This is a genomic window from Bacillus sp. LB7, from assembly GCF_030449715.1.
Lineage (GTDB): Bacteria > Bacillota > Bacilli > Bacillales > Bacillaceae > Bacillus > Bacillus paralicheniformis.
This window is the reverse complement of the sequence record NZ_JASGCA010000009.1, coordinates 70,507-94,562: the sequence shown is the minus strand read 5'-3', so window position 1 is coordinate 94,562 and position 24,056 is coordinate 70,507. Positions and strand designations below refer to the sequence as shown.

General features: G+C 48.1%; 24 protein-coding genes, 2 pseudogenes and 1 riboswitch. Of the genes and pseudogenes, 2 read left to right on the top strand and 24 right to left on the bottom strand.

Features of this window, described 5'->3' with window-relative positions; all coding sequences use genetic code 11:
• Positions 1 to 70: 70 nt before the first annotated feature.
• Genes QMZ64_RS13405 through QMZ64_RS13395 form a run of 3 tightly spaced genes read right to left on the bottom strand, consistent with a single transcriptional unit; the run spans position 71 to position 3,139 of the window.
• Positions 71 to 382 (bottom strand): YerC/YecD family TrpR-related protein, encoded by a 312-nt coding sequence (locus QMZ64_RS13405; RefSeq protein ID WP_075755310.1) that lies wholly within the window; start codon positions 380 to 382, stop codon positions 71 to 73.
• A gap of 2 nt (positions 383 to 384) precedes the next feature.
• Positions 385 to 1,371 (bottom strand): DUF3048 domain-containing protein, encoded by a 987-nt coding sequence (locus QMZ64_RS13400; protein ID WP_243944117.1) that lies wholly within the window; start codon positions 1,369 to 1,371, stop codon positions 385 to 387.
• Positions 1,372 to 1,399: 28 nt separating this feature from the next.
• Positions 1,400 to 3,139: an adenine deaminase C-terminal domain-containing protein gene (locus QMZ64_RS13395; protein WP_301441361.1), complete on the bottom strand. Its 1,740-nt coding sequence runs from the start codon at positions 3,137 to 3,139 to the stop codon at positions 1,400 to 1,402.
• Between the two features lie 125 nt (positions 3,140 to 3,264).
• Between QMZ64_RS13395 and QMZ64_RS13390 the strand changes: the two genes are divergently transcribed.
• Complete coding sequence (locus QMZ64_RS13390; protein ID WP_020450448.1) at positions 3,265 to 3,495, top strand: YgaP family membrane protein; 231 nt, start codon at positions 3,265 to 3,267, stop codon at positions 3,493 to 3,495.
• Positions 3,496 to 3,625: 130 nt separating this feature from the next.
• Here QMZ64_RS13390 and QMZ64_RS23325 read toward each other — a convergent pair.
• From QMZ64_RS23325 to QMZ64_RS13375, 4 genes and pseudogenes are all read right to left on the bottom strand, one after another.
• Positions 3,626 to 3,746, bottom strand: a pseudogene (locus QMZ64_RS23325) (transposase); the annotation flags it as partial.
• Positions 3,726 to 3,975: pseudogene (locus QMZ64_RS13385) on the bottom strand (transposase); the annotation flags it as partial. The pseudogenes QMZ64_RS13385 and QMZ64_RS23325, both read right to left, overlap by 21 nt.
• A 116-nt stretch (positions 3,976 to 4,091) precedes the next feature.
• Complete coding sequence (locus tag QMZ64_RS13380; RefSeq protein WP_020450446.1) at positions 4,092 to 4,538, bottom strand: DUF6376 family protein; 447 nt, start codon at positions 4,536 to 4,538, stop codon at positions 4,092 to 4,094.
• 809 nt (positions 4,539 to 5,347) lie between these two features.
• Positions 5,348 to 6,547, bottom strand: a complete 1,200-nt coding sequence (locus QMZ64_RS13375) for a cytochrome P450 (protein WP_301441360.1) — start codon at positions 6,545 to 6,547, stop codon at positions 5,348 to 5,350.
• Between the two features lie 136 nt (positions 6,548 to 6,683).
• On the opposite strand from QMZ64_RS13375, the gene QMZ64_RS13370 reads away from it, so the two are divergent.
• Positions 6,684 to 7,262, top strand: a complete 579-nt coding sequence (locus tag QMZ64_RS13370) for a TetR/AcrR family transcriptional regulator (RefSeq protein ID WP_301441359.1) — start codon at positions 6,684 to 6,686, stop codon at positions 7,260 to 7,262.
• Positions 7,263 to 7,311: 49 nt separating this feature from the next.
• On the opposite strand, the gene purD is transcribed toward QMZ64_RS13370, so the two are convergent.
• The 17 genes from purD to QMZ64_RS13285 form a co-directional block, all read right to left on the bottom strand.
• Entirely contained in the window at positions 7,312 to 8,580 is a 1,269-nt protein-coding gene (gene purD / locus QMZ64_RS13365; protein WP_301441358.1) for a phosphoribosylamine--glycine ligase, read from the bottom strand.
• Between the two features lie 13 nt (positions 8,581 to 8,593).
• Complete coding sequence (gene purH / locus QMZ64_RS13360) at positions 8,594 to 10,132, bottom strand: bifunctional phosphoribosylaminoimidazolecarboxamide formyltransferase/IMP cyclohydrolase (RefSeq protein ID WP_301441357.1); 1,539 nt, start codon at positions 10,130 to 10,132, stop codon at positions 8,594 to 8,596.
• Positions 10,129 to 10,716 carry a phosphoribosylglycinamide formyltransferase gene (gene purN / locus QMZ64_RS13355; RefSeq protein WP_243944128.1) on the bottom strand — a complete coding sequence of 196 codons (588 nt, stop codon included), beginning with the start codon at positions 10,714 to 10,716 and terminating at the stop codon, positions 10,129 to 10,131. The genes purH and purN overlap by 4 nt, the downstream gene beginning before the upstream one ends.
• Positions 10,713 to 11,753, bottom strand: coding sequence for a phosphoribosylformylglycinamidine cyclo-ligase (purM, locus tag QMZ64_RS13350; RefSeq protein WP_301441356.1), 1,041 nt, complete (start codon positions 11,751 to 11,753; stop codon positions 10,713 to 10,715). The genes purN and purM overlap by 4 nt, the downstream gene beginning before the upstream one ends.
• A gap of 124 nt (positions 11,754 to 11,877) precedes the next feature.
• Complete coding sequence (purF, locus tag QMZ64_RS13345) at positions 11,878 to 13,308, bottom strand: amidophosphoribosyltransferase (protein WP_243944130.1); 1,431 nt, start codon at positions 13,306 to 13,308, stop codon at positions 11,878 to 11,880.
• Positions 13,284 to 15,512, bottom strand: coding sequence for a phosphoribosylformylglycinamidine synthase subunit PurL (gene purL, locus QMZ64_RS13340; protein WP_301441355.1), 2,229 nt, complete (start codon positions 15,510 to 15,512; stop codon positions 13,284 to 13,286). The genes purF and purL overlap by 25 nt, the downstream gene beginning before the upstream one ends.
• The gene (gene purQ, locus QMZ64_RS13335) at positions 15,496 to 16,179 is read right to left on the bottom strand and encodes a phosphoribosylformylglycinamidine synthase subunit PurQ (protein WP_301441354.1); all 684 of its coding nucleotides are present in this window, start codon (positions 16,177 to 16,179) and stop codon (positions 15,496 to 15,498) included. The genes purL and purQ overlap by 17 nt, the downstream gene beginning before the upstream one ends.
• Positions 16,176 to 16,430 (bottom strand): phosphoribosylformylglycinamidine synthase subunit PurS, encoded by a 255-nt coding sequence (gene purS / locus QMZ64_RS13330; protein ID WP_003179532.1) that lies wholly within the window; start codon positions 16,428 to 16,430, stop codon positions 16,176 to 16,178. The genes purQ and purS overlap by 4 nt, the downstream gene beginning before the upstream one ends.
• Position 16,431: 1 nt before the next feature.
• Positions 16,432 to 17,148 carry a phosphoribosylaminoimidazolesuccinocarboxamide synthase gene (gene purC, locus QMZ64_RS13325; RefSeq protein ID WP_265627657.1) on the bottom strand — a complete coding sequence of 239 codons (717 nt, stop codon included), beginning with the start codon at positions 17,146 to 17,148 and terminating at the stop codon, positions 16,432 to 16,434.
• Between the two features lie 74 nt (positions 17,149 to 17,222).
• Positions 17,223 to 18,518 (bottom strand): adenylosuccinate lyase, encoded by a 1,296-nt coding sequence (gene purB, locus QMZ64_RS13320; protein ID WP_243944138.1) that lies wholly within the window; start codon positions 18,516 to 18,518, stop codon positions 17,223 to 17,225.
• A complete protein-coding gene (purK, locus tag QMZ64_RS13315; RefSeq protein WP_301441353.1) occupies positions 18,515 to 19,657 on the bottom strand; it encodes a 5-(carboxyamino)imidazole ribonucleotide synthase in 1,143 nt (380 codons plus the stop codon). The genes purB and purK overlap by 4 nt, the downstream gene beginning before the upstream one ends.
• Complete coding sequence (purE, locus tag QMZ64_RS13310) at positions 19,650 to 20,138, bottom strand: 5-(carboxyamino)imidazole ribonucleotide mutase (RefSeq protein WP_243944141.1); 489 nt, start codon at positions 20,136 to 20,138, stop codon at positions 19,650 to 19,652. Before purE ends, purK begins: the two co-directional genes overlap by 8 nt.
• A 136-nt stretch (positions 20,139 to 20,274) precedes the next feature.
• A riboswitch (purine riboswitch) is annotated at positions 20,275 to 20,377 on the bottom strand.
• Between the two features lie 78 nt (positions 20,378 to 20,455).
• Positions 20,456 to 20,653, bottom strand: coding sequence for an NETI motif-containing protein (locus QMZ64_RS13305; protein ID WP_003179527.1), 198 nt, complete (start codon positions 20,651 to 20,653; stop codon positions 20,456 to 20,458).
• Positions 20,653 to 21,240: a DUF2179 domain-containing protein gene (locus QMZ64_RS13300; protein WP_370510518.1), complete on the bottom strand. Its 588-nt coding sequence runs from the start codon at positions 21,238 to 21,240 to the stop codon at positions 20,653 to 20,655. The genes QMZ64_RS13305 and QMZ64_RS13300 overlap by 1 nt, the downstream gene beginning before the upstream one ends.
• A gap of 153 nt (positions 21,241 to 21,393) precedes the next feature.
• Positions 21,394 to 21,582, bottom strand: a complete 189-nt coding sequence (locus QMZ64_RS13295; protein WP_301441352.1) for a hypothetical protein — start codon at positions 21,580 to 21,582, stop codon at positions 21,394 to 21,396.
• A 108-nt stretch (positions 21,583 to 21,690) separates the two neighbouring features.
• Positions 21,691 to 22,446 carry a BAR domain-containing protein gene (locus QMZ64_RS13290; protein ID WP_265627661.1) on the bottom strand — a complete coding sequence of 252 codons (756 nt, stop codon included), beginning with the start codon at positions 22,444 to 22,446 and terminating at the stop codon, positions 21,691 to 21,693.
• Between the two features lie 217 nt (positions 22,447 to 22,663).
• On the bottom strand, positions 22,664 to 23,986 hold the full coding sequence (locus QMZ64_RS13285; protein WP_265627662.1) for an NCS2 family permease: 1,323 nt from the start codon (positions 23,984 to 23,986) through the stop codon (positions 22,664 to 22,666).
• Positions 23,987 to 24,056: the final 70 nt, after the last annotated feature.

Below are 24,056 nucleotides of genomic sequence, written 5' to 3'. Positions count from 1 at the left end.
ACGATAAACGGGCAGAAGGCACAAAAAAACCGCCGGTGCTCAGTGCCCTGAGCCAGGCGGTTTCATGACATCATGAAGATGATTCAGATTGATTTGCTTTGACGCGGTCCAGCGTCATGATGTAAGCGTCATTTCCGTAGTTCAGGCAGCGCTTCACCCTGGAAATGGTCGCGGTGCTCGCTCCGGTTTCCGTCTCAATTTTGTGATACGTGTTGCCGTCGCGCAGCATTCTGGCTACTTCGAGCCGCTGAGCCAATGACTGAATTTCATTTATTGTGCATAAATCATCGAAAAAACGATAGCATTCTTCGAGATCTTTTAGTGATAGTATGGATTGAAAAAGCTGGTCCAGCTCTCTCCCGCGCAATTTATCGATCTGCATCTTTACACACCTTCTCCTTTGCTAATAGAAACCTTGCTGAGATCGGGAACGATATTGATCCACGTTTTTCCCGGCACAAGCGGAACGGTCTTGCCGTCCGTCTTCGGTATAATCCGGCCGTTTTCGTTCTTCCAGCTGATCCGATGGACTTCCCCGTTTTGCAAAAGGAGCCCTTTTCCGCCTGAACGAAGGTCAATATCCCTTCTCCCGTACGCATCTTTCATATGATGTTCGGCTTCCGCTATTAGAATGTTTTGAAGAACAACCGGTTCTTCTGTTTCAAGGTCTGTTGTCAAAACACCGTCTGACTTTCTCACATAGCCTTCAACCTTTTTATCATAACCATATTCGACACGGTTTGTAACGGATTTTGTTCCGTAATCTAACCGTATAGAATAAAGCGCATCCGAAGGTTTGTCAGGGCTTGCTTTAAAAGTGAGCGGTTCTGTGCGGGTTTCGATGGCATATCCTTTGTCATCTGCTGCTTGCTTTACATTTTTATATGACGTGTACGAATTATGCGGCGCTTCCCGAAAATCGGCCCTCCAAAACAGGCTGCCGTCGTAATCCATTCCATTGATATGATCGGCGTCGCCGTTCAACAAGCGGCTTTTTGCACCTGGACTCCAGCCGTGATGCACCAAGAGGCTGTCAAAACCGAGAGCCAAATCAATGAAATACTCCCGAGCGCTGCGGACTGGGCCAACCGCTTCAGGCATGTCGCTTTGATAGATCGCCAACAATCGTGTGATCGGTCCTTCACTGAGAGCTTCAATGACAATGTCAGCCTTGCTTAATCCCGACTGCGGCCGTGCTTTTGAATGATTGTTCACCACAACGGCAATGGGCCGCTGCCGAATATCTCCGTCCGCCTTCAATCCTGTCAGCGGATGAATGTTCTTTTCCTTTTCCTGCTGTTCCTGCGACTGGCACGATGCAAGCAGTAAAAGAGAAGCAAAACATAGCAGTACTCTTACATATCGATTCACCATAGATTAGCTCCCGCTCTTTTATATTTTAACGCATTATCGATGGAAAGAGTACAGTTTTTTTCATCACATCAAAGATCCCTTTCGGCGTCACCCTGATATAAGGCAGATGAGTGCTTTGCAAAAAGAGCAGGGTGTAGATCGGGTCGTCAAACGTATAGCCTCTTTCAAACAAAAGCTCTTTTAACGCCTTTTCCCTTTCAAGCACCTTTTCATACGTCTCATTTGATGCGCCGCCGCTTAAATGAAGAGGAATTTCGTGCAGGATTTTTCCGTTTTCCGCTAATACGATACCTCCCCCGATTTCTTTCATCCGCTTAAAGGCCAAAAGCATGTCTTCCTTGTTTTTGCCGACCATGATGATATCTCCCGTTGTCGAATAGGAGCTGACGAACCCTTGGACGCGGGTTGCAAAGCCTTTCAGCATCGTATTGACACGCCATTTTCCATATTTGTCGAACAGCGAGAGATAGCTTTCATCATGATCAAATGAAAGCTGATTGACAGAGTTGTCAATTTCAATCGTATAAGGCTCCATAATGACGGAATTCCTCATTTTTAAGCCGAGCGGCATGGAAAACTGCAAGTCATCCATCGTTAGATCATATGAAAGGTTCAGAGGGACAAGACCCCCTTTTTGCCAATCAGGAACTGAAAACGCATTCATGTTTGTACCGCCTGATTTGATCAGCCGACCTTTTGCCAAAACTGTCTCCGGATTCGGTTCATCAGGGCTATTCAAAATGTTGAGCGTCGCGTATCTGCCCGGTGCCACAACACCGAGGATGTCCTCCATATGGTAATACTTAGCGATATTAAACGAAGCCATATTATAGGCGTCGATCAGCGGCACACCCTCTTCGATGGCAATTTCAATCAGCTTGTTTGTCATGCCTTCTTTATAAAAGTTCGGCGTTGCACCGTCCGTTGTATAAAACATATGGTCATAATGGTGAAAGCCTTCTTCGTGCAGCTCGCGCAAAATCTTTCGCAAATCAGGGCGGATGGAAGACTGCCTCAAGCCGACGTGGTATCCAAGTTCAAGCCGCTTCAGCACTTCCTTTCCAGTCATGGCTTCATGATCTGCATCAGCGCCGAAAAGCTTCATCTTCGTCAGCGTTTTTTCCGATGCCCCCGGAAAATGGCCCTCGATCCGCTTTCTCCTTCTTTTCGTGCACTGCATGCAATGAAGGAGCAGATCATCGCCGTCCAAAAGGCGCGGCCAGCCTGTCATTTCTCCTCCCTGGATGACGTCCGGGTGTTCTCCCCAACGTTTTCGGTAATCGATCGATAAAATTTGATCTTCATTCAACACTTCAGTCTGCAAGTCATACCTTGACCACCAATAGTAGTGGACAGGCTGTTTTTTCAGTTCTTCCAATATAGAAAACGCTTTCTTTTTTCCGCAATGCAAAAGCAGAAACAAGTTGTCATTTACGAATGTCGTCGTTCCAAACTGTGACACATATTCAGCCAAAGTTTGGGGATTATAAATTTGAAAAGGATGGACATGCGGCTCAATATACCCGGGTACAATGTATTTTCCTTCACAATCTATTGTAGTTTTAACAGCCGTCTTCGGCAAGTCACGGCCGACGTAAACGATTCTGTCATGATGAATCCATACGTTTGCCAGAATCCATTGCTTTACATACGGGTTCAGTACAGAGGCATTTCGTAAAAGGAGCGTTGGCTGCAGCCTTGAACTTACAACATCAACTTGCGATCTGATGTGTTTGTTTTTCCAAATTAAGGTGCGTTCGGACATTCACATACTCTCCTTTACATGTAATGATCCTATGTTAACACATTTACTATCGTCACGCATTACCAATCCGTTACAATTTTTCGAAAAAACACTTTATTTAATTATTTAAATAGGAGGAATGAAGTATGAAGCAAAACATCGGACTGTTTGACGCCGTTTTTCGCATTGCCTGCGGACTGACGATCCTGTCGGCGGCAGCGGCAAAGTTTACGAGAAAACCGTGGTGCAGAATGACGCTTTTCTGCATGTTTATGGGGGCGATGAAGGCCGCTTCCGGCATCTTGCGATTTTGTCCCATGACGTATGTTTGCCAAACGTATATGAAGCAGCAGGGAGAGGCTGGCGAACAATCGTAAAAAGCACCTTTTATAAGTGATTTCAGACCGTTGACAAAATAGGTCGGATTTCTAAGGTCCTACCTATTTTTTGTCCAGTTTATTTTGTTTTTTCGATAAAAAGGACGGCGGTTAGGGCCTTTCCATGTCCATTCATCTCAGCGAAAACAAGCATCGCCTGCATGGACAATTTTTTCTTTCTCCACAGGGTTGTCCAGCGCAGGCCATGCTTGTGTTTTAAATCTGCAAAAAACCCGTTCGATGGTTTCGCGCATGGAGCGATGCCCAAGCACGTATTGAAGCAGAACCATTTTGATCAATACAACAGGATCAATGCTTGGACGTCCTTTTGAAGAATAAAGAGGGGCAACTTTTTCATAAATAAATGAAAAATCCATGAACTTCTTCCATCTTCCTGACCAGATCATCTTCAAGGACAAGTTCACTTAAGGCAACGACTTCAAGCTGTTCACGCTGATCTTTTGAGTGCTTGGACAACATAGTAAAACCTCCAAAACTAGATTCCACTCACATTTTTTTAAAAAAAGCTTGTCGATGAAGCCACTTTTTATGCTTTGTCGACAAGCTGAAAGCATCCCAAACCGGGATGCTTTTTTCTATTCGGTCAATTTTTCAATCTGGCCCATCACATCGCTGATCTGCTGAGCGCTTTGCACCAATTCTGACTGCTCCAGCTTCTCGACTGTTAATTTTCCTTCCTCAACACTTTTCAAAACATCCTCAGCGCTTTTTTGCAGTGTTTCATTATGCTTCTCGATGGTGTTATGAATCTCGGCTGCGGCATCGGGAGGGGTTAATTCATTAAAATCGGCTGCAGCCTGCTGGATAGACTCAAGCTGAGTTTCCAGCTTTTCTTTTGCACCCGTGTCGTTTACAGCCTGTTCAGCCAAGGAAGGCGCCTCCTCCGCAAATGTCTTCACTTCTTGGATATAGCCGGCCGCTTCATTTGTATAGTTCAATCCGTCATTCACCTGATCAAGCATTCCGCATCCGCCTGCACCTAAAAGGCCCATTCCGGCAAGAACTATAAGAATTCTTTTCATTGTTTGCCTCCTTATCGTTTCTTTTTCATTTTTTCTTTCAAAATCGGAATTAATTTTTCTTTTGCCAAAGGCAGACCTTTCTTCACCAATTCACGCTTCAGCCATTTCCCGAGCTTAGACACGGTCAGTCTCCTTTCCCTTTTGATAAAAATGAAAAAACTCCACCGATTTGGTGAAGTGGATAAACAAAAAGACCTTCACCAAATCAGATTTGGCAAAGGTCTCGCTAACAATTAGATTGCCAGCAAAGCCGAGGATCTAGGACATCCCGTAATGACGACTTTACTGTGACAGCTACTCCCCTTTGGAGTATTCATTTTTATTACTTTCATTTTAAGGCACAAGGCTTATCCAGTCAAATTCCTGCTGGCCGGCTTATGAAAGAAATGCCCTGTCCGTAAAAAAACACCTTCTTGGGAATGAAAGTGGCAGATTGTTGACGAAATCCTAAAACGGTTTAAAGTTTTAGGATTTCGTCATCTTTTATAGGGGCTTTTTTTATATTGAATGAGGTCATTTTTGCAAATGCTCTCTTATACAATCTTCACATAAAATCAAGCCGTTGCTCTCCAGAAACCTTTTGACATGGGTGATTCCTGATAATCCGACGGGCTTGTCTATGTAATAAAATGTCTCGTCTTTTGATATTTGTTTTTTACACCTTTTGCAGGTTACATGACTCATATGCTTTCTCCTTCCCTATCACTGTCTTAATAAAATGGTACTAAAGGTTAGTCGATTTTTCCACCAACAACAAAAAAGCACCACTTCAGGCGCTTTTAAAATTAGTATGGCGCCGTTTTCCCCGCTCACTTCACCCGCAGATGGAATTGTTTCAAGCCGTACATGCTGCTGTCGGCCATCGGCGCGATCGCAAGCTTTTCCATCGAGGAATACTGCTTCAGAAGCGCCTCAAGGGCTATCGCCGCTTCCAGCCTCGCGAGCGGAGCGCCTAAGCAGAAATGGATGCCGTGGCCAAATCCGATATGCGGGTTCGGATGACGGTGAATATCAAATTCGTGCGCCCTCTCAAATTTCGCTTCATCACGGTTGGCAGAAGCAAGGAAAGCGACGACACCTTCTCCTTTTTTCAAACTCACTCCTCTGATCTCGGTATCCTGTTTAACGAAGCGCACGATCATCGGCGCGGGCGCCCGGAAACGGACGGCTTCCTCGACAGCCTGCGGAATCAGTTCAGGATGCCTGGCGAGCTCGTCATACGCACCCGGTGTTTCGAGAATGCTGTAGACCGCATTTGAAATCAAATTCGTCGTCGTTTCATTCCCCGCCAGCAAGAGCAGGTTGCAAAACGGAACCAATTCATCAGGGGAAAGCTTGTCCCCTTCTTGTTCAGCTTTGATCAAGAGCGAAATCAAGTCATTGCCGAGGTTTTGTCTTTTCTCTTCGATCATCTTTTCAAAAAACGCGGTCAGCTCTTCTTCGCCTTGATCCCTGATGTTTTTCCACTCGTTCACGTCTTCTTGCCGATCGCTCTTCGGCAGGCTGACCAACACGTCGGACCATTCTTTAAAATGATGCTTGTACATTGAAGGAACGCCGAGCAATTCCGAAATGACGATGACGGGCAACGGATATGAAAAATCCTGTACAAGGTCGATCTCTTCCTTGCCGCGGATTTGAGCGAGCAGTTCATTCGTCAGTTCGCGAATGCGCGGCTCCCACTCTTTCATAACGCGCGGAGTAAAAGCCTTGTTGACGATCGATCTGATTCTCGTGTGTTTCGGCGGATCCATGCTAATCAACGTTTTCGCAAAGGTATTGCTAGCTCCAAGCTGATGGAATTGATTTGAAAAAAAATCTTTGTCGCTGATCACTCTTTTGACATCGTCATAGCGGAACACGCTCCACGCTTTGCTGTCTTCATCATAGTGAATCGGTGATTCGGTGCGCATTTTTTCATACCATGGAAACGGATCGTACGGGTCTTGTCTGTTTTTTCCGTTAAGCAGCGCTTTCTGAATGGGGTTCTGCTGTTTTGTTTGACTCATTCGCTTCACTCCTTCGGTTCTTGTCAGCTGATTCATGAAGTGCAATATGTTAGTTTAAAATTAAAAGATTCCACCGGATCATTCAACCAACAAGTGGAAAAGAAGTGTCGAAAAAGTGTTTGAGGGGGCGGCTGAAGTGGCTGACAGCTACCGCGGAGACAAGCGGATCACAAAATCGAAAACAAATTTAAAAAAAGCCTTGTTTGAACTTCTTGCTGAAAAAGAATGGGGAAAAATCTCTGTACAGGATATTACGCAACGGGCAAATTTGAATCGAACGACATTTTATCAGCATTATCAAGATAAATACGATTTGCTTCATCAAAATTTGAGAGACATGTTTGAAGCGATGAAAGAGGATATTTTTTCGCCGCTTGATATAGATTGCAGCGGGGAAAAGCCTGAAGCGTACTGGTATGTGCTGCGTTTTTATCAGCATTTACAACAGAACTGCGCTGATTTTGCGATTATCATCAACAGAAGATATGAGCTGAACATTAAGGAGCTGCTCAATGATTTTTGGAATGACAGCTTTTTGACGGGAATCAAAAAAACAGCAGCTGCTGATACTAACCGTTCAGTGCCTCTTGATATCGAGCGGCGATTTGTGATTTCCGCCTTTGCGGGCACAGCCGCATGGTGGCTTGAAAACGGCATGCCTTATCCGCCCGAATTGATGGCTGAATCGTTGATCAAAATGATCCAAAAAAATTGACGGCAAAAAAAGAGACAAAACGGGTGCTCCCGCTCTGTCTCTTCACCGGTTATTTCTTTGCGCCCTTGAGCGCACGCGCGCCGATATCCGTCCGGTAAAACAGCCCCGGTTTTCTTACTCGTTCCACCGCTTGATAGGCAGCTTCCCTCGCCGCTTCAAACGTCTCGGCAAACGCCGTGACATTAGCGACGCGGCCGCCGTTCGTCACAAACTGATCGCCGCTTTTTTTCGTGCCTGCGTGAAAGACGACAGTCTGCTCCAAGTCAGGCTCAAGCGTGCCGATCGGCGCGCCTTTTTCATAGCTTTCCGGATAGCCGTCAGATGCAAGAACAACGGTGACTGCCGCCGTATCCTTCCATTTCAGTTCCACTTCTTTGTCCGCGAGAAGGTCAAGCAAGACTTGAACAAGGTCTGATTCAAGACGCGGCAATACGACCTGGGTTTCCGGATCTCCGAATCTCGCGTTGAATTCGATCACTTTTGTTCCTTTTTCGGTCAGCATGAGGCCGGCATACAAGACTCCCGTAAACGAACGGCCTTCTTTAACCATCGCTTCGGCCGCCGGCTCCAAAACCGTTTTAACGGCGTCTTCAACGACCGCATCCGAAATCTGCGGCACCGGGGAATATGCGCCCATTCCCCCTGTATTCGGGCCATTGTCTCCGTCAAATGCCCGCTTGTGATCTTGCGCGATCACCATCGGATACACTTTTTCACCTTTGACAAAAGCCATCAGCGAAAATTCTTCACCGCTCAAAAATTCCTCGATCACGACAGAGGCGCTTGCATCGCCGAACTTTTCATCTTCTAAAAAGTCATGCAGACACTGAACCGCTTCTTCGGCTGTCATCGCGACTGTGACGCCTTTTCCGGCGGCAAGCCCGTCGGCTTTGATGACGATCGGAGCGCCTTTTTCCTCAACATACGCCTTTGCTTTTTCAAAAGATGTAAACGTTTCGTATTCCGCTGTCGGTATCTGATATTTTTTCATCAGATCTTTGGCAAACTGCTTGCTTCCTTCAATCACCGCTGCTTTTTTCGACGGACCGAACACCGGAAGGCCCGCTTCTTCAAATGCATCAACAAGCCCTTCGATTAAAGGAACCTCAGGACCGACAATCGTCAGTCCGATATTGTTTTCCTTTGCGAAAGCGAGAAGCCCTTCGTGATTGCCTTCGTCAAGATCAACGAGTACGGCGGTCCCGGCCATTCCGTCATTGCCGGGCGCCGCATATACAGTGCCGACAAGAGGGCTTTGCGCCGCTTTCCAGGCGAGCGTGTGCTCCCTGCCGCCTCTGCCGATAATCAATACGTTCACGCTGGTCACTCCCTTAATGTTTGAAATGGCGGATTCCGGTGAACACCATCGCGATCCCGTATTCATCCGCTTTTTGAATCGAATCTTCATCACGAACAGAGCCGCCCGGCTGAATGATCGCCGTCACACCGGCTTTAGCCGCTTCTTCGACCGTATCAGGCATCGGGAAGAACGCATCTGATCCGAGCGCGCTTCCTTTCGCTTTCCCGCCGGCCTGCTCAATTGCGATTTTCGCGGAGCCCACGCGGTTCATTTGTCCGGCGCCGACGCCGATCGTCATATCGTCTTTTGCCAGGACAATTGCATTCGATTTGACATGCTTCACAACTTTCCAAGCGAGCTTCAAGTCAGCCCATTCCTGTTCGGTCGGCTCCCTTTTCGTCGGAATTGTAATGTCGGCGTCGTCAAAGCCGTGCATATCCAGATCCTGAATCAAAAGCCCGCCTTGAACAGATGTCAGCTGCTTTTCGTTTTTCACAGGCTGATTGACATCAAGGGTCAAGAGGCGAAGGTTTTTCTTGGATGTTAAAATATCAAGCGCTTCTTGGCTGAATGATGGCGCGATAATGATTTCCAAAAAGATATTGTGAAGCGTTTCAGCCGTCGCTTTATCCACTTCGCGGTTCAAGGCAATGATGCCGCCGAAAATCGACGTTTCGTCAGCGGCGTATGCTTTGTTAAACGCCTCTTCGATCGTATTGCCCGTCCCGACACCGCAAGGGTTCATATGCTTGACGGCAACCGCAGCCGGCTCCGTGAACTCGCGGACGATTTGAAGTGCTGCATCCGCGTCTTTAATGTTGTTGTAGGAAAGCTCTTTTCCATGCAGCTGTTCAGCTGAAGCGATTGACCCTTTTACAGGGAGCGCGCTTTGATAAAAGACTGCTTCCTGATGCGGATTTTCGCCGTAGCGGAGCGATTGCTTTTTCTCAAAAGTGACGGTGAACTGTTCAGGCTCTTTTTCACCGGTTACGTTTGTTAAATAGTCAGCGATCAACGCGTCATATGCTGCCGTGTGGCGGAACACCTTCGCTGCCAGCTCGCGTTTTTTCTCAAGAGAGACGCTGCCGTTTTCTTTCAAATCGTTCAGTACAGGGCTGTAGTCACGGGGATCGACGATGACCGCCACGTCCTGATGGTTTTTCGCTGCTGCGCGAAGCATGCCTGGACCGCCGATGTCGATATTCTCAATCGCTTCTTCGAATGTGACGTCTTCTTTAGAAATCGTTTCTTTAAACGGATATAAATTAACAACGACAAGGTCGATCGGCCGGATTCCCTGTTCATTGAGCTGCGCCATGTGTTTTTCGTTGCCGCGCACGGCAAGAAGCCCTCCGTGAATATTCGGATGAAGGGTTTTCAGACGGCCGTCCATGATTTCGGGAAAGCCCGTCACTTCAGAAATGCCGATGACGTCAACGCCGTTTTCCTGAAGAAGTTTGCTTGTGCCGCCTGTTGAAATCACTTCAACTCCAAGCTCTGTCAATTCTTTTACAAAAGGGACAATGTTCATTTTATCAGATACGCTGATTAATGCGCGTTTGATCGTCATTTCTTTTCACCTCTGCCATTTAGTTCAAGAAGCTCTTTGATTACTTCAGGATAAAGCTCATGCTCCAATTTGTGGATCTTTTCTTCAAGAGACGCGAGTGTTTCGCTTTTTTCAAGCTCAACGGCGCGCTGGGCGATAATCGGACCGGTGTCCATGCCTTCGTCAACATAGTGAACCGTGATGCCCGCCACTTTCACGCCCGCTCTGTACGCTTGTCCGATCGCGTCGATGCCGGGAAACGCCGGCAGGAGCGACGGATGGATGTTGATGATTTTATTCCGGTAAGCCGACAGAAGCGTATCGCCGATCAGTCTCATATACCCCGCCAGGACAATCCACTCTGCTCCGTGGAGGCGGAGCTGTTCAACGATCACCTGTTCAAAAGCCGCTTTATTTTCGAACGATTTCGGCTGGAATGCGAACGACGGAATTCCGGCTTTTTCCGCTCTTTCAAGCACTTTCGCATCGGGCTTGTCAGAGACGACAAGGACGATTTCGGCATCCCAGTTCTCTTCCCTCATTCTTCTTGCGATCGCTTCAAAATTCGTTCCGCTTCCTGATGCAAATACCGCGAATTTTCTCATGAAAGACCGGCACCGCCAAACTCAACGCCGCTTCCGGCTTTCACTCTGCCGATGAGATAGGCTTTTTCACCGTTGTTTTCGAGCGTTTGAATCACGTCTGTCATATCCTCTTCTTTCACAGCAAGGACAAACCCGATTCCCATATTGAAAACATTGAACATTTCCTCGGACTTCAGGCCGCCTTTCTCCTGAATGAACGGAAAGACAGGAGGGACGGGCCATGATCCGATGTCGATTTCAACACCGAGGCCATCGGGCATCATGCGCGGCAGGTTTTCGATAAAACCGCCGCCGGTCACGTGCGCCATACCGGCGATTTTGCCTGATTTCACCGCTTCAAGGACAGGCTTGACATAAATTTTCGTCGGCTCTAAAAGCTCTTCGCCAAGAGGCCGTTCAAAAGGTGTATACGTCTCATCAAGGTTCAGACCGGCATCTTCAAGAAGAACTTTCCGAACGAGAGAGAAGCCGTTGCTGTGAAGTCCGCTTGAAGAAAGTCCGATTAAAAGGTGCCCTTGGCCGATGTTTTCGCCCGTGACGATGCCATCTTTTTCAGCGGCGCCGACCGAGAACCCGGCAATATCGTATTCATCCTCTGTATAAAGACCCGGCATTTCCGCCGTTTCTCCGCCGACTAGCGCTGATCCTGACTGTACACAGCCTTCTGCGACGCCTTTTACAATCTCTTCAATTTTGACGGGATCGGCTTTTCCGACCGCAAGGTAATCGAGAAAGAACAGCGGCTCCGCTCCTTGAGCGAGCACATCGTTGACACACATAGCGACGGCATCGATGCCGATCGTGTCATGCTTGTCCATCGCAAAAGCGAGCTTCAGCTTTGTGCCGACACCGTCCGTTCCCGAAATCAGAACCGGCTGTTTGTACGGCAGTTCTGACAGGTCAAACATGCCGCCAAATCCGCCAAGACCGCCCATTGCGCCAATTCGCTTCGTTCTTTCCACATGTTTTTTCATTCGTTTTACGGCTTCATATCCGGCTTCAATATCAACCCCGGCGTTTTTATAGCTTTCAGACAACACAATCCACTCCTTATTCCGCGCTTGTCCATTCGTAATATTCAAATTCAAAAGAGCAGCCGCATCGCTTCTGCTGCCCTTTATTCATTTCAGGAGGCGCGGCGCTTCAAGAGCGCCGGCCGGTTTATTTTGTCAAAACGGCTTCTTTCACGTGAGGAAGAACCGTATCCTGATAAATCTCGGTCGGGTATTTTCCTGTAAAGCAGGCCATGCACTGCCCGCAGTTTTCGTCTTCATATTGTCTTCCGATACCGGAAAGGAGTCCATCAATGCTCAAGAATGACAATGTATCGGCGCCGATTTCCTGACGGATTTCTTCCACTGAATGGGAGGACGCGATCAGTTCTTCATGCGTTGATGTGTCAATTCCGTAAAAGCACGGATGGGCAATAGGCGGGGAACTGATTCTGACGTGCACTTCCGTCGCTCCGGCTTCGCGCAGCATCGTCACAATCCTGCGGCTCGTCGTCCCTCTCACGATAGAATCGTCCACCATGACGACGCGCTTGCCTTCAACGACCCCGCGGACGGCTGACAGCTTCATTCTCACGCCCTGCTCTCTGAGCGACTGTGACGGCTGAATGAACGTTCTGCCGACATAGCGGTTTTTGATCAGTCCGAGTTCGTAAGGAATTCCCGTCGCTTCGGCATAGCCGATCGCCGCTGAAATGCTTGAATCCGGAACCCCTGTCACCACATCTGCTTCAATGCCTGATTCTTCAGCAAGCTTTTTGCCGAGATTCTTTCTCGCGCTGTGAACGTTAATGCCGTTAATATTGCTGTCAGGTCTTGAGAAATAAATGTACTCCATGCTGCAGATCGAGCGGTTGATGTTGATGGAGAACCGCTCTGACTTCATGCCTTCATCATTGATGATCAGCATCTCGCCCGGCTCTACATCTCGCAAATATGTCGCGCCGACCACATCAAACGCACACGTTTCAGAAGCGACGACGTACGCGTCGCCGAGCATTGCGACAGACAGCGGTCTGAGTCCGTTCGGATCAAGCGCCACGATCATTTCCTTTTCCGTCATGATCAGGAAAGCATAAGCGCCTTTCAGCATGGAAAGAGCGTTTTTGATCTGATCTTTCAACTCGAAGTGGCCGCTTCTTTTAATTAAGTGGGCGAGCACTTCCGTATCAGAAGACGTTTGAAAAATGCTGCCCTGGTTTTCAAGCTGCTGTTTCAGCTGAGTGGCGTTTACTAAGTTTCCGTTGTGCGCAAGCGCAAGGCTGCCGTTGTTTTGCGAATGGAAAAGGAACGGCTGGACGTTTTCGAAGCCGCCGCCGCCCGCCGTTGCATAACGGACATGGCCGATCGCTCCCTTTCCTTTCACCTTTTTGAGCTCGCCGTTTTGAAAAACTTCGGTAATCAGCCCCTGGCCTTTGTGGGCGGACATTTTTTCGCCGTCTGTCGCGACGATGCCGGCGCCCTCCTGGCCTCTGTGCTGAAGGCTGTGAAGGCCGTAGTACGTAATTTGCGATGCTTCTTCATGCCCCCAAATCCCAAATACGCCGCATTCTTCATTTAAGCCTTTGATTTCAGCAAGCATGGGATAGCTCCTTTCCATGCGCTTTCGAGCTCTTCTGTCTGCGCATGAATCCATTGTTGTCCTTCTTGGCTTTGAACAGCCAGCGTGCTGTCTGACGTTACTTCACCGATGAGCTCGGCGTCTTTGACAAGCTTTTCGAACGCTTCTTGATGCTCTTTTTTCACAGAGACGATAAACCGTGATTGTGTTTCACTGAATAACAATGCAGGTTCGCCTGCAAGCGTCACATTGGCGCCGAGTCCTTGAGAAGATATGACGCTTTCCGCCAGTGCCACGCCGATGCCGCCTTCTGAGACGTCATGCGCGGACTGAACGAGTCCGGTGCGGATCGCTTTCAGAAGCGCTTTTTGACGCGCTTGTTCGACTTCCAAGTCAATGGCAGGCGCTTTGCCGTAAATCTTTCCTTCGGACAGTTTTTGCAGCTCGCTTCCGGCGAACTCAGGGAATGTTTCGCCGATGACATAAATCAAATCGCCCGCTGCTTTAAAATGCTGAGTCGTAATATGGTCCGTATCTTCGATCAGTCCGACCATTCCGATGACAGGTGTCGGGTAAATCGCGCTTCCGTTTGATTCGTTGTAAAGAGAGACGTTTCCGCCGATGACCGGTGTGCTGAGCACGTTGCACGCCTCGCTGATCCCGTCTGCCGCTTTTTCGATCTGCCAGAAAATCTCCGGCTTTTCCGGATTTCCAAAGTTGAGGTTATCCGTAACGGCAAGCGGTTCCGCTCCGGAGCAGACGATATTGCGGGCCGCTTCCGCGACAGCGATTTTCCCGCCTTTTTCCGGATCGAGGTACAAGTAGCGGGCATTACAGTCCGTTGTCATGGCGAGCGCCTTTTTCGTGCCGCGAATCCGCAGGACGGCTGCATCAGAGCCCGGTGCGACAACCGTGTTCGTCCTGACCATGTAGTCATATTGGTCATAAACCCATTCTTTGCTCGCAATGGTCGGCTGCTTTAGGAGCTCGAGAAGCGTTTCTTTCGCATTTTCGACTTTTGGCGCAGGGACGTCTGTTTCAAGGAATTCTTTATAATAAGCCGGAACTTTTGACGGCTTATGGTAAACCGGCGCTTCCTCTGCAAGCGCATCAACCGGAAGATCGGCAACCATTTCCCCGTTGTGGAAAAGGCGCAGCATCTTGTCGTCTGTCACATGACCGACAGCCACAGCTTCAAGATCATACTTGTCAAAAATATCGATGATTTCCTGTTCGCGGCCGCGTTCGATGACTAAAAGCATGCGCTCCTGGGATTCGGAAAGCATCATTTCATACGGCGTCATCCCTGTTTCCCGCTGCGGAATCAAGTCAAGGTTCATCTCGATGCCCGATCCGGCTTTGGACGCCATTTCCGCGCTTGAACTTGTCAGTCCTGCCGCCCCCATGTCCTGAATACCGACCAAGGCGTCTGATTTGATGACTTCCAGACACGCTTCAAGAAGCAGCTTCTCCATGAACGGATCGCCGACTTGCACAGCCGAGCGCTTTTCTTCTGATTGGTCAGACATTTCTTCTGAGGCGAACGTGGCGCCGTGGATACCGTCGCGCCCCGTTTTCGCGCCGACGTACATGACCGTATTGCCGACGCCTTTCGCCTGCCCTTTTTTAATATCTTCATGGTTGATTAAACCGACACACATCGCGTTGACAAGCGGATTGCCTTCATAGCAGCTGTCAAACTGAACTTCCCCGCCAACGGTCGGAATGCCGATGCAGTTTCCGTATCCGGCAATGCCCGCGACTACTTCTTCAAACAAGTACTTCACACGCGGTGAAGTGAGTTCGCCAAACCGGAGAGAGTTCAAAACAGCGATGGGACGCGCGCCCATTGAAAAGACGTCGCGGATGATGCCGCCCACACCCGTTGCAGCTCCCTGGTACGGCTCAATCGCTGACGGATGGTTATGCGATTCGATTTTGAAGACAACCGCCTGATTGTCGCCGATATCGACGATTCCAGCGCCTTCCCCCGGCCCCTGCAGGACGCGTTCGCCTTTTGTCGGGAACTTTTTCAGGATCGGCTTGGAATTTTTGTAGCTGCAGTGCTCTGACCACATGACCGAAAAAATCCCGATTTCCGTATAGTTTGGAAGTCTTCCGAGAATCGATTCAATCATGGCAAACTCGTCATCGCTGACACCCATTTGCTGATAGAGTTTCTCTTCCTTAATTTGTTCTTGACTTGGTTCAAGCAGTAGCGACATGAGTTTCCCTCCAATTTTTCACGATAGATTGAAACAGTTTAAGACCGTCGGCGCTTCCGAGCAGAGAATCGACTGCGCGTTCAGGGTGAGGCATCATGCCTAATACATTGCCTTTTTCATTGACGACGCCTGCAATATCGGCGACGCTTCCGTTGATATCCGTTCCGTATGTGAAAGCGATTTGGTTGTTTTCTTGTAATCCGGCAAGCGTTTCTTCATCACAGTAGAAGTTTCCTTCGCCGTGAGCGACCGGAATCGTAATAGATTCGCCTTGGCCGTAGGAAGATGTAAAAATCGTTTCATTGTTTTGGACGACCAGTTCAACCGGACGGCAGATAAATTTCAAATCTTTGTTGCGTCTCATCGCGCCCGGCAAAAGACCGAGCTCCTGCAAAATTTGAAAGCCGTTGCAGACGCCGAGCACCGGCTTTCCTTCTTGAGCCGCTTTTTTGACAGCCGGCATAATGTTTGCGAAGCGGGCGATCGCGCCGCATCTTAAATAATCACCGTATGAGAATCCTCCCGGAATGAGGACGCCGTCATATTCATCAAGACTTGTTTCTGTATGCCAGACGTATTCTGCTTCTTCGCCAAGCTCATCCTTGATCGCGTGGAACATATCGATATCGCAGTTTGAGCCCGGCAGCACAATCACCGCAAATTTCACTGTGCGACAACCTCCTCGACTTCGTATCTGTAATCTTCAATCACCGTGTTGGCCAAAAGTTTTTCGCACATTTCTTTGACGAGAACGTCAAGGTCGCGGTCCGATTTTTCGATGGTGAGCTCCATGTATTTGCCGATGCGGACGTCCTGAACTTCTTTGTAGGACATGCTGTGCAAAGCATGCTGAACGGCGCTCCCCTGAGGATCTAAAACACTCTCTTTTAAGCTGACATACACTTTCACTTTGTACATATTACATGCCTCCAAGTCTTTTAAATATTTCTTCGTATGCATCCGTCAATCCGCCCAGGTTTCTTCTGAACACATCTTTATCAAGCTTTTCATTCGTTTCTTTATCCCACAGCCGGCACGTATCCGGGGAAATCTCATCGGCCAGCAGGACCTCGCCGTCTTTATCGAGTCCAAACTCAAGCTTGAAATCTATCAATCTGACACCGCAAGCCGCGAAAATCGTCTGCAGCTCATCATTTACCTGTCTCGTAATCGATTTGATTTTCTCCACCTGTTCAGGCTCAGCCGCGTTTAAAATCCGGATATGGTCTTCTGTGATCAGCGGATCGCCGAGCGCGTCATCCTTGTAGTAAAACTCGATAATCGGCTGCCCCAGCTCCGTGCCTTCCGGAATGCCGAGCCTTTTGGACATGCTTCCGGCAACGACATTGCGGACAACGACTTCAAGCGGGATGATCGTCACTTTTTTAATGAGCTGCTCCGTTTCAGAAATTCGTTCAACAAAGTGGTTGTTGATTCCCTTCTCGTGAAGCCTTGTGAAAATCAGGCTGGAAATTTCGTTATTTAAACGGCCTTTTCCGTCAATCTCGGCTTTTTTTTCTCCGTTAAAAGCCGTCGCCGAGTCTTTGTATTCGACAAACAACGTGTTGTCATCATCCGTCAGGTATATCTTTTTCGCTTTTCCTTCATATAAAAGTTCATTTTTCACAATATTCACAGAAGTCCTCCTAACCCGAATGTTGGAAATATTTCATCTTTTAGACCCCCGCCTGTCAAAGCGGGCGGTCGATTCTACGCTAAGCCTAAACGTTCAAAAATGTAGTCGACGTTTTTCAAGTGGTAATTGTAATCAAAGCAGTCGTTAATTTGTTCCGGAGACAGCCGGGACGTTATTTTTTCCTCAGCCTCGACAAGCTGGCGGAACGGTACTTGTTTCTCCCATGCTTCCATCGCTTTCGGCTGAACGGTGTCATACGCTTCTTCGCGCGCCATGCCGGTGTCAATGAGTGCGAGAAGGACGCGCTGAGAGTAGATCAATCCGAGTGTGCGGTCCATGTTGCGCTTCATGTTTTCAGGGAACACTGTCAAATTTTTCACAATGTTGCCGAAGCGGTTCAGCATGTAGTTCAGCGCGATCGTCGCATCAGGCAGGATGATGCGCTCTGCTGATGAATGCGAAATGTCGCGTTCATGCCAAAGCGGTACATTTTCATAGGCGGTCAGCATGTAGCCGCGGATGACGCGCGCCATTCCCGTCATGTTTTCCGAACCGATCGGATTGCGCTTATGCGGCATAGCAGATGAACCTTTTTGGCCTTTTGCGAAAAATTCTTCGACTTCGCGGGTTTCGCTTTTTTGGAGGCCGCGGATCTCAACGGCGAATTTCTCGATGCTTGTCGCAACTAGCGCCAGTGCAGCCATGTAATCGGCGTGGCGGTCGCGTTGCAGCGTCTGTGTTGAAATCGGCGCCGGTTTTAAGCCGAGCTTCTCACATACGTACTGCTCGACGAATGGATCGATGTTCGCATACGTTCCGACGGCGCCTGAGATTTTGCCGACTTCGATGCCTTCTTTCGCCTGCTTGAAGCGTTCCAGGTTGCGCTTCATTTCTTCATACCAAAGGGCGAGCTTCAAGCCGAATGTCGTCGGTTCTGCATGCACGCCGTGTGTGCGTCCCATCATGACCGTATATTGATGTTCCTTCGCTTTTTCTTTCAAGATGTCAACAAATCTCTCAATGTCCTTGAGCAGAATATCGTTCGCCTGTTTTAATAGATAAGAAAGAGCGGTATCGACCACATCTGTTGATGTCAGTCCGTAGTGCACCCATTTTTTCTCTTCGCCAAGCGTTTCCGATACGGCGCGGGTAAATGCGACGACATCGTGACGCGTGTCCTGCTCGATTTCCAAGATGCGGTTGATGTCAAATGACGCTTTTTCCCGCAAAACCTTCACATCTTCTTTCGGAATGACGCCGAGCTCAGCCCAAGCTTCACAAGCCAGTATTTCAACTTCCAGCCATGCTTGGAATCTGTTTTCATCCGTCCAAATCGCAGCCATTTCCGGTCTTGAATAACGTTCGATCATTGTTTTCGTCCTCCATCTCTTTCAATCCACTTTTCTGTCATCTTCCCGATCCATTCATTGTCGGGTTTTCTTAAAAATGTGATGTGCCCCATTTTGCGGCCCGGTTTGACTTCATGCTTTCCGTATATATAAAGCTTCGCTTCTTTTAATAGTTCGGGATCTTCTTCAGCCATATACACTTCGTCTCCGAGAAGGTTTACCATCATTCCTTCCTTCAGAAGGTCCGTTTTGCCGAGCGGCAGTCCGCAGACAGCACGGATATGCTGTTCAAACTGGCTCGTTTCGCAAAGATCAAGGGTGTAATGGCCGGAATTATGCGGCCGCGGCGCCAGCTCATTGACGAGAAGTCCGCCGTCTTCTTTCAGGAAAAGCTCAACGGCCAGCGTTCCGACAAGCTGAAGCTTTTCGGCAAGCTTGAGGGCAAGTGCTGCCGCTTGTTCCTGAACCGCTTCATCGACCCGTGCCGGGACGATACTCTGGAATAAAATATTTTGTTTATGAATGTTCTCTGCCGCCGGAAAAACGGTTGTCTCTCCGTGAACCGATCTCGTCACGATCACGGACAATTCCATTGTGAAAGGAACCCAGCTTTCCAAAATGCATGTGCCGTGCTGTAAAAGTGCTGCGGCTTCCCCGATTTGTGCTTGTTGTTTCAGGACGTACTGCCCTTTTCCGTCATACCCGCCGCGGCAAGTTTTCAGCACCGCCGGAAGACCGAGCTCCGCGACGGCCGCTTCCAGTTCCGTCCGATCGTGAATGATTCGGTACGGGGCGACTTTGCAGCCCGCTGATTCAATCGCTTTTTTCTCGGTTTCCCTGTTTTGCGTAAGGAGCAACAGCTCGCTCCCCTGTGGAAGGAAAGCGTGCTCTTTCAGCCAGTTCAGCGCATCATAATCGATGTTCTCGAATTCGTAAGTGATCACGTCGCTCGCTTCGGCAAGCTTTCGTATCGCTTCCCTGTCATTATAGGCAGCGGTAATTTCAAGGTCTGCGACCTGGCCGCACGGTGATGAAGGAACAGGGTCAACCACAGCGATTTTATAGCCCATTTGTTTGGCCGCGACCGCCATCATTTTGCCAAGCTGTCCGCCTCCGATAATGCCGATTGTCGCTCCCGGAAAAATCGTTTGTTTATTCAAGCTGATCACTGCTTTCCAACACGGTTTGTCTGATGCTTTCCCTTCGTTCATCCAATCTTCCGGCAAGCTTTTCGTCAAAAGCTGACAAAATCTGCGCCGCAAGCAGTCCGGCGTTAACCGCTCCCGCTTTGCCGATAGCAACAGTCGCAACGGGTACACCGCCCGGCATTTGCACGATTGAAAGCAACGAATCGAGGCCGTTCAGCGCTTTTGACTGAACCGGCACACCGATGACGGGCAGCGTCGTTTTGGCTGCGACCATTCCCGGCAGGTGAGCGGCTCCGCCCGCTCCGGCAATGATGACTTTCAAGCCTCTTTCCCGCGCCGTTTCGGCATATTCAAACATTAAATCAGGCGTCCGATGTGCGGAAACGACCTTTTTTTCGAACGGAATTCCCAGTTCATCGAGTATGCCGCAGGCATGTTTCATCGTTTCCCAGTCAGATGTGCTTCCCATGATAACACCAAGAAGAGGCTGCATATCTTTTTGTCCCACCTTTAGCTGTTATTCTTCACAAATAAAAAACCCGGCATGTATTGCATTTGTAGGAAGCAACACAAACCGGGCATGGCGCGTGTATCGTCAGTTAGTCCGCTTCTCGCGATCTCCATGTCAGTTTATTGTCCACTTTCCTGCATAGTCCGATGATTTACGGTCATCGGGTAGAGACTTATGGGCCATATTCCCAAGATTATATGAGGATGTGTTTTCATGTCATGTTTATCTTAACAACGGACTGTGATAATGTCAACGACATTATCGAACGATAGTATATTTTGTTGTTCTAATGTTCGGGTTTAGAGTAATTTCCCTTCGAATATAATTTTTCTTCCGCACGGAACAACCTGAATCGTTCCATTTTCCTTTGTTTCTTTGAAGACCGGCTCCTCCATTCGGCGCACCGGTGTATAGCCTTCTTCCTGCATCTTCGTCAACACGGTTTCGATCGTTTCGCCTTCCGTTACTTCAAAGCGCTTTTTTTTCGGCTTTGTCATTATTCTTTAATTCTCCTTTTCTTTACGGCTTTCACCCAGAATCCGCCGTGTATCGTCTTCGGTTCATAGGAAATGATAAATGCTTTTGAATCGATTGATTTAATCGTTTCGTACAGCTGGAGTTCGTATTTTCTCGGCGTCAAAATCTGCATCGCCGTTCTGTCTCCCTCAAGTCCGCCGACGACCCAGTGGGTGACGCCGTAGCCTTTTTCCCTGAGCTGTTTTGGCAAATCCAAATCAAGCTCTTTCGTAATGGCGTTAACGGTAATATAGCCCAAAGCGAGCTTTTCTTCAATTTTCGTGCCGACGATGATGCCGATTCCAAATCCGACCGCGTAAGCAATCACGTTTTGGATTTGATTTAAATTATCTAGAACGAGCCCCAGCCCGACGACGTAGACAAGCATTTCGATTGTCCCGATAAAAGCGGCGAGATACCGCTGGCCTTTAAGAGTCAGTATCATTCGAAGGGTTAAAAACGTTACGTATATAATATTGATAACCAGAATAATTCCAACCATGATCACACCATTCAATAGTGCTGAGTGAAGCAATTGAAATCCCTCCTTTAGATGCAAAGCAATCATATTCTACTAGAGAAATTCTCCATACACAATCCTGTAATGGCCCTGCTTCACCACAAAATTTTTCGACATTGCTCACTCCCATCAGTTTACCCTTTTTCTGCCGGTTTCAAAGCATTGAAACGCAATTAAAAAAGACGTTCAAATGAACGTCTTTCAGAGCTGGTGCTTATGATTCCGCTGACGATCTCCAACGGATCCGCTCAGTTTGCGGTGCTCCTTTTCCAAATCGCTCAGCGTGTATGACGAGAGGTCTTTCAAATTGTCCAGCCGCCCTGATTTTGCAAGCTGCCTGATTAAATACTCCTTTTTTTGTTTTACAGCTTTTCGAAGAAAGTTAGCCATCGATCACTCCCCCATCTAATTGGTTAAAATACATATTATTCTTATGAGTCAACTCAGAATTAATGCGGAGAAAAAACCGGTTCTTCAAGAAGAACCGGCTATATCTCCTTAAACCGGGATTAGCGACGACAACAAGTAACCGCCTATCAGCTTCCATGTTGCCGCAACGAATACCAATTCAAGCAAAAAGACGGTAAACACACAGTACATCAGGTCAAACCGCGCTTTATCGCTTTTTTCATAAATCGATTGAATCAGCGTAAAAGTCCCGAATGTCAATCCCATAAAGATGACGATCGAGAGAATCACCGTCGCGGCCGTGAAGTTGATAATCGCGAATATCATCCACAAAGCGGCGGGGACGATAAACGGCACCAATAGAGAACCGTACTTTGCCGTGATATCGAAAAAAGAAACTTTATACCTGAGCATAAAATTCGATACAACCCAGCTCGATGCAGCCATCCAAAACATGAAAGCCATGCAATAGATAAACACAACCAAAAACACTTCCAGGAACGGCACTGACACGCCGAACCCGAGAATTCTCCCCCTGCCCGCAAGCAGCTGATAAAAGTTGCCGAGCGAAAAGAAAACGGCTAAAAGCGTCATTGAAATAACGGAATACTTAAAATAAGACCGGTCAAAATCAAGTGCGCTGCGCACCGGGGATTTTAAAATATCGAGCACAAAGCTGAAATAGCGGAACAAAGCGGCAATCACGCTCTCCATCACCGATTTGACTTTCGCCGCGGACGGATTCGTCTCCTTGCTTTTCTTCGCTTTTTTCCGGGAATTCCTCGACATCCTCGAAGCAGGTTCTTCTATATCATCTTCATTTCGTTTGTGATGTTCTTCAATCATATAAGCAACTCCTATTCTATTCAAAAGCTTTACATAAATGAAAAGCACTTTTATAAATTACATAAGCTGTGTGAAACAGTCAAGACAAACCTCTTTTTATCATAGATGCGGCAGCCCTTATATATGACGAAAAACGAAGGCGGAAGGTTCCGTTTTTAATGATTGGAAAATAAAAAAGGCTTGTCCAAATGAACAAGCCTTTTTCGCACAGCACACCTTATTTCAAGAAAATGAAATAAAGAATGAATACAACAGCCAATCCGTACATAATCGGATGGATCTCTTTTGCTTTGCCTTTAAAGATCATCGTGATCGGGTAGAAAATAAATCCGATCGCGATTCCGGTGGCGATGCTGTATGTCAGCGGCATCGCGATCATCGTTAAGAATGCGGGCACCGCAATCTCAAACTTCGTCCAGTCGATTTTATTGAGATTCGCCACCATCAGCACGCCGACGATGATTAAAGCAGGCGCCGTCACTTGCGAAGTGATAACGCTCAGGACAGGCGAGAAGAACAGCGACAGCAAGAACAAAACGCCTGTTACGATCGCCGCAAAACCGCTTCTCGCTCCGGCCGCTACCCCGGCACTTGACTCAACATAAGCGGTCGTAGTCGATGTACCAAGGATCGCTCCGGCAACAGTTGCGGAAGAATCGGCAAGCAAAGCCCTGCCAGCACGCGGCAGTTTGTTATCCTTCATCAAACCGGCTTGTGATGCAACACCCACCAATGTACCGGCCGTATCAAAAAAGTCGACGAATAAAAACGTTAAAATGACGACAAGCATCTGCACCGAAAAGATATCATGAAGGTGGATAAAGGCTTGTCCAAATGTCGGCTCAAGGCTAGGAACAGCACCGACAATTTTGTCAGGAACGTCAATCTGACCGAAGATCATGCCGACAATCGCCGTAACCAGCATCCCGAAGAAAATGCCGCCGTTCACGCGCAATACCATTAAAATGACAGTGATGATCAGTCCGAAAACAGTCAAAAGAACAGGACCTGAATGAATATTTCCAAACGACACAATGGTATCCGGGTTGGATACGACGATTTTGGAGCCCTGCAAACCGACGAAAGCGATAAACAGACCAATTCCCGCACCCACAGCCATTTTCAGCTCATAAGGAATCGAATTGATAATTTTTTCCCTCAAACCGGACAGCGAAAGAGCGATAAAAATAAGTCCGGAAACCATAACGCCGGAAAGAGCCGTCTGCCATGGAATCTGCATGTTCAGAATAACGGAGAATGCAAAGAATGCGTTAAGCCCCATTCCGGGCGCAAGGGCGATCGGATACTTCGCAAGCAGCCCCATGATAAAACAGCCGACAGCTGCTGAAACCGCTGTTGCCGTAAAGACCGCGCTTTGATCCATTCTCAATGCATCCGGGAAATTTTCCACCGACGCCAGAGAAAGGGTAAGCGGGTTGACGATCAAAATATATGCCATGGACAAAAATGTGGTGAGTCCGCCGATCATTTCTCTCCGATAGTTTGTACCCAATTCTTCAAACTGAAAGTAACGCTTCAAAATGGTATACTCCTCTCGTTTGTCTGTCGCTTTTATTGTTTCATAAACCTTTGCTTTTAAACAAAAAACG

Coding starts and splice junctions, on each gene's coding strand:
- QMZ64_RS13405 (WP_075755310.1), bottom strand. CDS start 382: ATGCAGATCGATAAATTGCGCGGGAGAGAGCTGGACCAGCTTTTTCAA.
- QMZ64_RS13395 (WP_301441361.1), bottom strand. CDS start 3,139: ATGTCCGAACGCACCTTAATTTGGAAAAACAAACACATCAGATCGCAA.
- QMZ64_RS13390 (WP_020450448.1), top strand. CDS start 3,265: ATGAAGCAAAACATCGGACTGTTTGACGCCGTTTTTCGCATTGCCTGC.
- QMZ64_RS13380 (WP_020450446.1), bottom strand. CDS start 4,538: ATGAAAAGAATTCTTATAGTTCTTGCCGGAATGGGCCTTTTAGGTGCA.
- QMZ64_RS13375 (WP_301441360.1), bottom strand. CDS start 6,547: ATGAGTCAAACAAAACAGCAGAACCCCATTCAGAAAGCGCTGCTTAAC.
- purH (WP_301441357.1), bottom strand. CDS start 10,132: ATGACGATCAAACGCGCATTAATCAGCGTATCTGATAAAATGAACATT.
- purN (WP_243944128.1), bottom strand. CDS start 10,716: ATGAGAAAATTCGCGGTATTTGCATCAGGAAGCGGAACGAATTTTGAA.
- purF (WP_243944130.1), bottom strand. CDS start 13,308: ATGCTTGCTGAAATCAAAGGCTTAAATGAAGAATGCGGCGTATTTGGG.
- purL (WP_301441355.1), bottom strand. CDS start 15,512: ATGTCGCTACTGCTTGAACCAAGTCAAGAACAAATTAAGGAAGAGAAA.
- purS (WP_003179532.1), bottom strand. CDS start 16,430: ATGTACAAAGTGAAAGTGTATGTCAGCTTAAAAGAGAGTGTTTTAGAT.
- purB (WP_243944138.1), bottom strand. CDS start 18,518: ATGATCGAACGTTATTCAAGACCGGAAATGGCTGCGATTTGGACGGAT.
- purE (WP_243944141.1), bottom strand. CDS start 20,138: ATGCAGCCTCTTCTTGGTGTTATCATGGGAAGCACATCTGACTGGGAA.
- QMZ64_RS13305 (WP_003179527.1), bottom strand. CDS start 20,653: ATGACAAAGCCGAAAAAAAAGCGCTTTGAAGTAACGGAAGGCGAAACG.
- QMZ64_RS13300 (WP_370510518.1), bottom strand. CDS start 21,240: ATGATTGCTTTGCATCTAAAGGAGGGATTTCAATTGCTTCACTCAGCA.
- QMZ64_RS13295 (WP_301441352.1), bottom strand. CDS start 21,582: ATGGCTAACTTTCTTCGAAAAGCTGTAAAACAAAAAAAGGAGTATTTA.
- QMZ64_RS13290 (WP_265627661.1), bottom strand. CDS start 22,446: ATGATTGAAGAACATCACAAACGAAATGAAGATGATATAGAAGAACCT.